This is a genomic window from Streptomyces sp. NPDC003327, assembly GCF_053589515.1.
Genome location: NZ_JBSFSA010000047.1, coordinates 40,306 through 49,018, shown reverse-complemented (window position 1 = coordinate 49,018; position 8,713 = coordinate 40,306). Strand labels below are relative to the sequence as shown.

General features: G+C 71.2%; 12 protein-coding genes. 4 read left to right on the top strand and 8 right to left on the bottom strand.

The genetic code is table 11. The features are described 5' to 3' along the window. Positions 1–141 precede the first annotated feature (141 nt). Positions 142–303 (bottom strand): hydrophobic protein, encoded by a 162-nt coding sequence (locus ACWDVG_RS27030; protein ID WP_451702774.1) that lies wholly within the window; start codon positions 301–303, stop codon positions 142–144. A gap of 281 nt (positions 304–584) precedes the next feature. On the opposite strand from ACWDVG_RS27030, the gene ACWDVG_RS27025 reads away from it, so the two are divergent. Together ACWDVG_RS27025 and ACWDVG_RS27020 are read left to right on the top strand one after the other, a co-directional pair. Next, positions 585–1,190: a hypothetical protein gene (locus ACWDVG_RS27025; RefSeq protein WP_451702773.1), complete on the top strand. Its 606-nt coding sequence runs from the start codon at positions 585–587 to the stop codon at positions 1,188–1,190. Between the two features lie 380 nt (positions 1,191–1,570). After that, on the top strand, positions 1,571–2,509 hold the full coding sequence (locus ACWDVG_RS27020; RefSeq protein ID WP_451702772.1) for an ADP-ribosylglycohydrolase family protein: 939 nt from the start codon (positions 1,571–1,573) through the stop codon (positions 2,507–2,509). Positions 2,510–2,719: 210 nt separating this feature from the next. Here the strand turns inward: ACWDVG_RS27020 and ACWDVG_RS27015 are convergent, their stop codons facing one another. The 4 genes from ACWDVG_RS27015 to ACWDVG_RS27000 form a co-directional block, all read right to left on the bottom strand. Further along, positions 2,720–2,986 (bottom strand): DUF4235 domain-containing protein, encoded by a 267-nt coding sequence (locus ACWDVG_RS27015; RefSeq protein ID WP_451702771.1) that lies wholly within the window; start codon positions 2,984–2,986, stop codon positions 2,720–2,722. A gap of 5 nt (positions 2,987–2,991) precedes the next feature. Beyond that, entirely contained in the window at positions 2,992–3,444 is a 453-nt protein-coding gene (locus ACWDVG_RS27010) for a DUF3618 domain-containing protein (protein ID WP_451702770.1), read from the bottom strand. Further along, on the bottom strand, positions 3,441–3,869 hold the full coding sequence (locus ACWDVG_RS27005; RefSeq protein WP_451702769.1) for a phage holin family protein: 429 nt from the start codon (positions 3,867–3,869) through the stop codon (positions 3,441–3,443). Before ACWDVG_RS27005 ends, ACWDVG_RS27010 begins: the two co-directional genes overlap by 4 nt. 146 nt (positions 3,870–4,015) lie before the next feature. Further along, positions 4,016–4,615, bottom strand: coding sequence for an MBL fold metallo-hydrolase (locus ACWDVG_RS27000; protein ID WP_451702767.1), 600 nt, complete (start codon positions 4,613–4,615; stop codon positions 4,016–4,018). A 189-nt stretch (positions 4,616–4,804) separates the two neighbouring features. On the opposite strand from ACWDVG_RS27000, the gene ACWDVG_RS26995 reads away from it, so the two are divergent. Continuing rightward, positions 4,805–6,256, top strand: coding sequence for an erythromycin esterase family protein (locus ACWDVG_RS26995; RefSeq protein WP_451702765.1), 1,452 nt, complete (start codon positions 4,805–4,807; stop codon positions 6,254–6,256). Between the two features lie 80 nt (positions 6,257–6,336). Here ACWDVG_RS26995 and ACWDVG_RS26990 read toward each other — a convergent pair whose 3' ends face one another. Then, the gene (locus ACWDVG_RS26990) at positions 6,337–6,831 is read right to left on the bottom strand and encodes a hypothetical protein (RefSeq protein ID WP_451702762.1); all 495 of its coding nucleotides are present in this window, start codon (positions 6,829–6,831) and stop codon (positions 6,337–6,339) included. A 296-nt stretch (positions 6,832–7,127) separates the two neighbouring features. Between ACWDVG_RS26990 and ACWDVG_RS26985 the strand changes: the two genes are divergently transcribed. Continuing rightward, complete coding sequence (locus ACWDVG_RS26985; protein ID WP_451702760.1) at positions 7,128–7,454, top strand: plasmid stabilization protein; 327 nt, start codon at positions 7,128–7,130, stop codon at positions 7,452–7,454. Positions 7,455–7,615: 161 nt separating this feature from the next. Here ACWDVG_RS26985 and ACWDVG_RS26980 read toward each other — a convergent pair whose 3' ends face one another. Beyond that, a complete protein-coding gene (locus tag ACWDVG_RS26980) occupies positions 7,616–8,032 on the bottom strand; it encodes a CBS domain-containing protein (RefSeq protein ID WP_451702757.1) in 417 nt (138 codons plus the stop codon). A gap of 183 nt (positions 8,033–8,215) precedes the next feature. Then, positions 8,216–8,698, bottom strand: coding sequence for a HEAT repeat domain-containing protein (locus tag ACWDVG_RS26975; RefSeq protein WP_451702754.1), 483 nt, complete (start codon positions 8,696–8,698; stop codon positions 8,216–8,218). Positions 8,699–8,713: the final 15 nt, after the last annotated feature.

Below are 8,713 nucleotides of genomic sequence, written 5' to 3'. Positions count from 1 at the left end.
CATGACGAGCCACGACGTCGTCGCCTTCCACCTGCTCTCGGAGCTGGTCTCGAAGGAGGTCAGCGTCGTCCAGAGCGGCCAGGGCGCCCCGGCATGCCGGGGGCCACCACTCTTACCTGTGTCGGGCAGGATGCCGACGATCTACCAGCGATACCAACGGCCGCTGCTGCCCTTGGGGCGAGCGACGAAGCCGATAAGCCACAGCACCAGGACGACAAGGGCGACCCACCACAGGACCTTCACCGCGAATCCGGCGCCGAAGAGGATCAGGGCGAGCAGCAGAACCAAAAGCAGGGGAACCATAGTTATCAACCTCCGACGCATCGTGTTCCCGGACGTCAGCCGCTCATGCATTCGATCTTCACGGTTTCTTCTCCTGGCTTGGCGGGCACGCGTTTTGCTCAGCTCTCTTCAGGGGCGCTCGGTCGGCGGGCGTGCGGCCTGCTGACCCCCGGTTTGGGAGCGCTCGCCCTGTCGCGGCTCATCCCCCGCGAGCAGGGGAGCAGTTCGCGATGCTCGTGTAGCTGTGTCACAGCACTGCTGCACCCGCCCCCAGGAGGCGCACGTTACGGCAGCCTGACGCGATGCGTATGAAGCTCACCCCCACCATCACAGCGGTCGGCCTGCTCCTCGTCCTGACGGCATGCGGGTCCGCCGAAAACCCGCCCGCGACGGCGTCGCACAAGGACTCCGCCGAGGCCGCCACCGACAGGCCCTCTCCCCCGGCGCAGACCAGCACGGCGGCTCCGGTCTCCACCACAGCGGCGCCGCTCACGTTCGGCTCCACGCACGCCTGGGAAGACGCCGAGGCAGCCGTCAGCGGGACGAGCGCGGTCCTCGGCTACCAGCAGGGCATCACGTCCGTCGGGTCCGCGGCCGAGGAGAGCGGGAACAAGAACTACGTCTGGGCCGCCCTAGAGCTCAAGGTCTGCAGCAACAAGGGCGTCTTCGTCGCCACCACCACCCCATGGACCCTGTCCTACGCCGATGGGTCCCGCATCGAGCCGTCGAGCAGTACCTGGGACGACTTCCCCAAGCCCGAGTTCCCTCTTGAGACCAAGCTGACCCCGGGCAAGTGCGTGCGCGGCAAGGTCGTGTTCCCCGTACCCGGGGACAGCCGACCGGAGACGGTCGTGTACTCGCCCGAGAGCATGGACGTGCCCGTGGAGTGGGCGGTACCCGCCAAGTAGGTGGGGAGGTGCGTCCGTGCCCCCCGTAGGCCCCGGCGGCTTGGGCGCGACGCGGCCTCGCCGGCACAGCAGGGGCCTTTGCGGGCTGCCCGAGGGCATGACGATCGCCCCGCACCGGAAGGGGGCCGTGCGGGGCGATCGTGAGGCCGCGGGCCTGCGGCAGGGGGAGGGCCGCAGGCCGGGCGGTGGGAAGCAACCCCGTGCTTCCTGGCGACCGCCTACCCCCACTCCACCCGTGCACACCTCCCCACTTGACCGATCGGCGCGCCGGAGCGGTTCGCCCCCTCGTCGTACGGAACCCACGGTGAACCGACCACGAACGGGCACGCGCTGCCGACCACGCGCACCCGCACCGTCCCCCACGTCGATAGCCTGCGCGGATGAAGCGTAGGGAGCGAGCCCTCGCGACGGTCGTCGGCTCTGCGGTGGGCGACGCCCTGGGAGCGCCTTTCGAGTTCGGTCTCCCCGGGGTGTTCTCGGACCGGTTCCCCGAGCCCGGGAGCGGTGGGGAGATGTGCGGGGGTGGCGGCTGGGAGCCGGGCGAGGCCACGGACGACACGCACATGGCCGTTCTTGTCGGGGAGTCGCTGCTGGAGCGTGGCGGGCTCGACTTGCCGGACATGTTCGCCCGCTTCCAGCGGTGGGCTGCTGCGGGTCCCAAAGACATCGGTCTGCAGACCGAGGACGTGCTGACCAACGGCATGCCGTGGGACATGGCGGCCGCCGTCCATTTCCAGGTCAACCGGCGAGCGGCCGGGAACGGCTCCTTGATGCGGGCGTCGATGTCCGCCGTCTACTTCGCAGACGCGGGCCAGGCCGTCACGATGGACGCCGCCCGCCGCATCGCCGCCCTGACCCACGGCGATCGCGCCGCGTGGGAAGGCACCGCCGTCTTCCACGAACTCGTCCGCCTCGCCCTGGCCGGCGCCGACCCCTGGCACTCCCTGCCCGACGTTCTGGATCTGGTCCATCCCGACCACCGTCAGCGGTACGCCACGGTCCTGGCGGCCGACTGGGAGCCCGGCCGGGCGACCGAGTTCAACGGCGCGGTCTGGCCCTGCCTGGGGTCGGCGGTCTGGGCTGTGCGCACCACCACCAACTTCGAGGACGCTCTGCGTGCGGCGATCGATCTCGGTGGCGACACGGACACCGTCGCCGCCGTGACCGGGGCCCTCGCGGGCGCGTGCCACGGGCTGGACGCCGTTCCCGCCCGCTGGACCGAGCCCCTGCACGTCCCCCTTCCGGGGTACGGCGACCGGGTGCTGCGCGTGCCCGATCTCATTGACCTCACGCACCGCCTCATGGCCACGACGGGTTGATCCACTTTCAGGCCGCTGATGGCTGGCCGGAGTTACGCGGGGCTCTGCGCCGCTCGCGGGGTGGGGTCACGACGTACCACTTCGTCGACAGTCGTCGGCAGGTCTGCTCCCACCTCAGCCGGTTCCCCGGCCGGCCGGCGTGCCGACATGCCGCACAGCCGCCCCCAGTGCTGCCGGGGCGGCTGTGCGGGTGACGGGCGCCGCTTCTTGTCAGCCCGGCCAGGTGCCCGTCAGGCGCCGGGTGGTCACGGCTCCGCCGCGGTCGACCGCCGCCTTGACCGCGGCGAAGATCGCGCCCTGCAGGGCGGCAGCCAGCAGGATCTCGCCCCAGGACCGGTTCTCGTCGGTGGCGTCGGGGGCGTCCGTGTCGTGGCCGATCTTCTTCCAGGCCTGCTTGAACAGGGCGCCGGCCACCATGCCGCTGACGGCTCCCAGGGCCAGACCGACCGGACGGTAGGCGATTTTCAGGGCTCCCATTCCGATCAACCCTTCTTACGGCGGCAGGCCGCCCACACCAGCACGGCTCCCGCGGCGGCCACGAGCAGCAGTTTGCGGTGGTCCCGGGCTGCCTGGGCTCCCTCTGCCGCCTTCTGCCGGACCGGTTCGGGCGCCTTGTCCTGGAGCAGCTGTGCGGCATGCGCCGCCGTGGTCCTGGCCTGGTCGGCGGCCGATGCGGCCTTGTCCTTGACCGGGCCGGGGATCTTCTCCCTGACCTGCGCCGCGGCGTGGGCCGCCTGGGCCTTCAGCTCCTCGGCCTTGGCGGCGGCCTGCTGCTTCACCTCGGCCGCCTTCTCCTGGGCGCGCGCCGTGACGTCAGTTCGGGCCGCCAGTGCGCCGACCGTCTGTCCGAGCTCCTCGCGGGTGTGCTCCACCTGCGCGCGCAGCGCCTGGGGGCTGGAGGCGGTGTCGGGATCCTCGTGGTGGGGCTGGTTCATCGGTGTGCACTCTCCTTGATCACGGCGACGTCCGCCTTCACGCTCTCGACCGTCCGCTCGGGCGCGGGCGGCGCACCCTTCTTGATCTGCTTCTTTCCGCTCAGGGCCATCACCGCGGCGACCACGCCCAGCGCCGCGGTGACGATCAGCGCCGCCGCCCACACCGGCAGGGCCTCGGCGAGCGCGGCGATCACGGTGGCCACCAGGGCCTGGAGCATCAGGAACCCGACGATTCCCGCGCCGCCGAACAGGCCGCCGCCCTTGCCGTAGTGCTTGCCCTTCTCTCTCATCTCAGCCTGCGCCAGCTTCAGCTCGCCCCGTACCAGCTCTGTCAGCTGCTGCGAGGCGCGCTGCACCAGGGCGCTCACCGGCTCCTCGGTGTGGGTGCTCTGACGGCCGCCCGGAGGTGGCTGGATCGTCGACACGACGCTGACCTCCCGTCGTTGTTTGCCTGGTCCACGACGACAGGCCGTGCCACGACCGGTCGCGTGGTCACGCGACTACCCCGAACGGACCGGATCAGACCCCACCTCTGGCACGGAGCCCTCGTCGTGTGCCGAGTGGCCGAGGGCTACAGCTGGTGACCGGGCGACAGCCAGCGGTAGGCGGTCCGGGCCTCGGCCTCCATCCAGCCGTTCGCGCTCGCCAGGCCGCGCTCGTTGAGCTGTGCGTCGTGGATGCCCACCGCCCGTTCCGGCCCCACCCGGCGTACGAAGTCGATGGCCTCGCTCGTCCGCATCCAGGGGGCGTACAACGGCACCAGCAAGGTCTCCACCGGGGCCGAGGGGACGTGGAGGGAGTCCCCGGGGTGGTAGAGGCCGTCCTCGACCAGATAGCCGAGGTTCGTGCAGTCCGGCAGGTCCCCGTAGATCGTGGCGTGCCTGCCACCGTGCGCCGTGATCCGGTACCCCGCGGCCGTGAACCCTTCCCCCGCGCTCACTTCGACGGTGTCGACCCCGGGCAGGACCGCTCCCTTGGGGGCGTACACGGGCACTCCCAGACCAGCCAGGCGCAAGACATCGACGTGGTCGGCGTGTTCGTGGGTCACCAGCACCGCGTCCGCGCCGCGGAGCGCGTCGGGCTCGCTCCAGACCCCCGGATCGATCACGAGGACGCCGAGGTCGTCTTGCTCCAACCGGACACAGGAATGGGTGTACTTGATGACGCGCATGGGCCTGACGTTACGTTCCGGGACGCACGTTCGCCAATGGTCCACACGTACGGCCGGTAGGGGATTCCCATGGATCGGCGCTCCGTGCCCGCACACGCGGCAGCCGTCGAGGGGTGTAGCCCACTCCCCCACCGACCGGGGGGCGCACCGGATGGTCCGGGGCGCCTCCGCGCGGCGAGAGTGGAGCCCATGAACACGCACAAAGCCCTGCTCACCGCCCTGCTCGTCCCACTCGGCGCGGCCCTGGCCGTCGTCCCGGGCGCCTTAGCCGCCACCGCGCCCGGCCCGACCGCCGCCGCCTCGTCCTCCGCCGCAGCCGCCGCGCCCGTCGGCCGGGAGGAGGCGGCGGTCGCACCGTCCCGGTCCCCCGAGGCGGCCCTCGGCCGGGTGGCCCACCCGCTCCGTACCACCGAGCAGCGCGGCGGAGGCCTGGCCGACCTGCGCCCGTTCGGCCGGATGGTCGGCGACGCCCGGGTGGTCGGCCTCGGCGAGGCCACCCACAGTTCGCACGAGTTCCTCACCGTCAAGCACCGGCTCCTGCGGTACCTGGTCGAGGAGAAGGGCTTCCGGGCCTTCGCCCTCGAAGCCCCGTGGAGCACCGGGCTGCGCCTCAACGCCTATCTCCTGGATGGCGAGGGCGACTTGAAGCGGATCATGGACGAGGAGTTCCGGGGGACGTACCGGTGGTGGAACAACGCCGAGTACCGCGACCTGCTCCAGTGGATCCGCGCGTACAACGTCGGGCACCCCGACGACCCGGTCCGCTTCGTCGGCGACGACAGCGGGTTCGCCGGTGCCGAGTTGTACGACGAGGTGAGCGCCTACGCGGCCGCGGCCCGCCCCGAACTCGTCCCGAGGCTCGCCGAGCTGTACCGGGGTCTGCGGCCCGCCACCGACGCCGAGACGTACGTCAACGACTACCTGTCCAAGCCGATGGCCGAACGCAAGGAGCTCGCCGAGCGCACCGGCCGCGCGGTGGAGCTGCTCAAGCAGCGCACCGGCCGCGCGGTGGAGCTGCTCAAGCAGCGCCCCTCCACGGGCACGGGCGCCGACGCGCACGCCTGGGCCATCCAGCACGCCACCGCCATCCACCAGATGGCCACGCTGTTCACCTTCGACTGGGACGACCCCCGGAGCGTCCCCGACCTCATGCTCTACCGCGACCGGATCATGGCGGAGAACATCGCCTGGTGGCAGCGGCAGACCGGCGACAAGATCATGCTCGCCGCCCACAACGGCCACATCGCCCTCAAGTCCTACATCCCCGACGCCTACCCGAAGGTCCAGGGCGACTTCCTGCGCGAGCGACTGGGCAACGGCTACCTGAGTGTCGGCCTCACCTTTGACCACGGCTCGTTCAACGCCTTCGGTTCGGACGGCGCCGTCCACCGCTTCACCGTCGGCCCGGCCGCTCCCGGTACCGCCGAACACACCCTCGATCGGGTCCGGTACCGCGACTTCGTCGTGGACCTGCGCGAGGCTCCGGCGGCGGCCCGCACCTGGCTCGCCGCACCGCACACCGTCAAGAACATCGGCGCCACCTACCCCGGGATCGCCGACGCCCCGCAGATCCGGCTCTCGGAGTCGTACGACGTCGTGATCCACCTCCAGCAGGTGGAGTCGGCCCGCATGCTCAACTAGATTTCTTCTAGGGGGACTTGTGGGGGGTGGCGGCGGGCCTGACGTCCGGCCGCGCCTGCGGCCCCGTCGGCAGTGTCGCCCTAGTCGGGAATCCCCGGCATGCCCCACAGGGCGCTTCTCTCCTGGATACGGGCCCCGGGGCACGCCGTGCGCCACGTCGTGACAGCCGGGGGGCGGCCCGGGCGGCCGAAGAGGGCACGCTGCCCGTGCAGGCGCAGGCGCAGCTTCGCCGAGGGGACGACGTTGTCGCGGATGATCAGCACCCGGGCGACGTGGTGGGGGTCGTGTTCGGTCGTCCGTCCGCCGGCCTGCCGGAGGCGGAGCGTGGTGCGGCCGTCGCTGTCGCCGACGACGACGATCCGCACCTCGACCAGGCGCCTGCGGTCCCACAGCTGGTACGTGATCTCCGCGAGCCCGTAGGCCGCCGCCGCCCAGGTTGCCCAGGTGGCGTCGGCCCAACCCCACAGGGCCAGGACGACCAGGCCGGCGCAGCCGGCCGTCACCGCCGTACGCCCCGGCCGCAGAGGCGTCCTCTTGTCGGCCGCGTCCCAGAGCAGTTCCTCGCTGATGGCCATGCCGTCATCATCGGTTCCCGTACGGCGCCCTGAGAAGGCTCGCGGACCAAGCCGGGCACCGCCACGAGTCGGCGTGGAGACGGACCGCGGACGTGGGCGGACGCGTCGATGGTTGCTCGTTCGGTCGCCGCCCGTTCGCGCGCTCCGGGGACTTCGCGTGGGATGGGACCGGTGCCGCGTGTGGCACCGGCCGCCGGGCGGCCCATGCGGCCCGGGCGACCCCGGTCGGCGCGGATGGCCGCAGCGGCGCCACCACGGTCAGTGAGAAGCACAGAGAAGCAGAGAGAAGGAACACGATGCCGGCAGGATCGAACGCGAAGCGCGAGCGCCAGTACGAGCACATCAAGGAGGGCGCGGAGAAGCGCGGTGCCTCCGAGAAGCGGGCGAAGGAGATGGCGGCGCGCACCGTGAACAAGGAGCGTGCTCGCTCCGGTGAGTCCGCCACCGCGAGCAAGAGCTCCACGCGGGACAAGAAGTCCGCACCGCAGCGCGGCGGCGAACGTTCCCGCAGCGGCTCCGAGGGGCCCACGAAGGACCAGCTCTACGAGGAGGCGAAGAAGCGCGGGGTCGAGGGCCGCTCGTCCATGAACAAGCAGGAGCTCAAGAAGGCTCTGGGCCGCTGAGGCCCCGAGGCCTCGGCCTCGTCGGGCACGCGGACCCGCGGGCCCAGGACTCGCGGGCCCGAGAAGAGGACGTCAAGGGGCGCCGGAGTGCATCCGGCGCCCCTTGCCATGGCCGACGGTCGCGGTGAGCGCGGCCGTGGCTCCCTGCCGTCTCCGGCGGGTCAGTCCGTGGAGAGGGCCTGGAGAAGGTCTCCGACCTTCGGGTCCGGGAGGGCCCGAGCCACGTCGGCCTGGGCCACGATGCCGACCAGGGTGTGCCCGTCGATCACCGGCAGGCGGCGTACCTGGTGCTCGCTCATCGTGCGCAGGATCTCCTCCGCGTCGTCGTCGGCGCCGATGGTGACCGCCTCGCCCTGGGCCAGGTCACCGGCCTTGACCTCGGACGGGTCCTTCCCGGCTCCGAGGACCTTCACGACGATGTCGCGGTCGGTGAGCATGCCCTTGAGCTTCTCGTCTGTGCCGCAGATCGGCAGTGCGCCGACGCTGAGCTCCGTCATCTTCTTGGCGGCGTCCAGCACCGTCTCGTTCGCACCGATGCACTCGGCACCCGCCGTCATGATCTCTCGTGCAGTCGTCACTTCGTCACCTCGTTCCTTTCGGCGACCGCATGCACGGCCTCCTCACTCAGGTGTTTTTGTACCGTTCTGCACCTCTCCCGGAGTGATGCGGGTAAACCACGCCCCGGGCGGCGATCAATTCATCCGCATGCCCGGCATCGGCGCGGGACACCAGAGCCACCCGGAGGGCACCCGGGCCACCCCTCAGAGCTCACCCCGGCGGGCGAGTTGGTTCAGCGCGTTCTCGCGGATGATCTCGTTCTCCGCCTCGCGCAGGCCTTCGAGGACTTCCCGGGTCTCCGGCCCCGGAATGGCGCCGAGCGCCCAGATCGCCTTCACCGCGAGCGCTCGGTTCTCGTCCCAGGTCAGGCCCTGGGGAACCCACTGCGTCGCCAGGACCAGGGTCGGCTGGGTACGGGGCGAGCGGAGGCGGCCCAGCATCCTGATGATGTCCTCGTGATCCCTGTGCCACTCGGCGGGAAACAGCTCGATCAACGGCTCCAGGAACTCCTCGACCGAGGCGCGGGCGGCGGCGTGGACGATCAACGCCATCTCGACGTCGTCGGCGTCCTGGCGCTTCATCGCGTCCTGGAGCAGCCGGAGCGCCAGGGCGCCGCCGTCGGACTCGCCGAAGTGGGCGAGCACCTCGTCGATCGTCCGTGTCGGGGGCTCGCACGGGCCGATCACCAGGCCCAGGCTCCT

What these genes read in the sequence shown, in the direction of transcription:
- ACWDVG_RS27030 (WP_451702774.1), bottom strand. Translation starts at nt 303, where the DNA reads ATGGTTCCCCTGCTTTTGGTTCTGCTGCTCGCCCTGATCCTCTTCGGC.
- ACWDVG_RS27000 (WP_451702767.1), bottom strand. Translation starts at nt 4,615, where the DNA reads ATGCGCGTCATCAAGTACACCCATTCCTGTGTCCGGTTGGAGCAAGAC.
- ACWDVG_RS27025 (WP_451702773.1), top strand. Translation starts at nt 585, where the DNA reads ATGCGTATGAAGCTCACCCCCACCATCACAGCGGTCGGCCTGCTCCTC.
- ACWDVG_RS26995 (WP_451702765.1), top strand. Translation starts at nt 4,805, where the DNA reads ATGAACACGCACAAAGCCCTGCTCACCGCCCTGCTCGTCCCACTCGGC.
- ACWDVG_RS27010 (WP_451702770.1), bottom strand. Translation starts at nt 3,444, where the DNA reads ATGAACCAGCCCCACCACGAGGATCCCGACACCGCCTCCAGCCCCCAG.
- ACWDVG_RS27015 (WP_451702771.1), bottom strand. Translation starts at nt 2,986, where the DNA reads ATGGGAGCCCTGAAAATCGCCTACCGTCCGGTCGGTCTGGCCCTGGGA.
- ACWDVG_RS27020 (WP_451702772.1), top strand. Translation starts at nt 1,571, where the DNA reads ATGAAGCGTAGGGAGCGAGCCCTCGCGACGGTCGTCGGCTCTGCGGTG.
- ACWDVG_RS26985 (WP_451702760.1), top strand. Translation starts at nt 7,128, where the DNA reads ATGCCGGCAGGATCGAACGCGAAGCGCGAGCGCCAGTACGAGCACATC.
- ACWDVG_RS26990 (WP_451702762.1), bottom strand. Translation starts at nt 6,831, where the DNA reads ATGGCCATCAGCGAGGAACTGCTCTGGGACGCGGCCGACAAGAGGACG.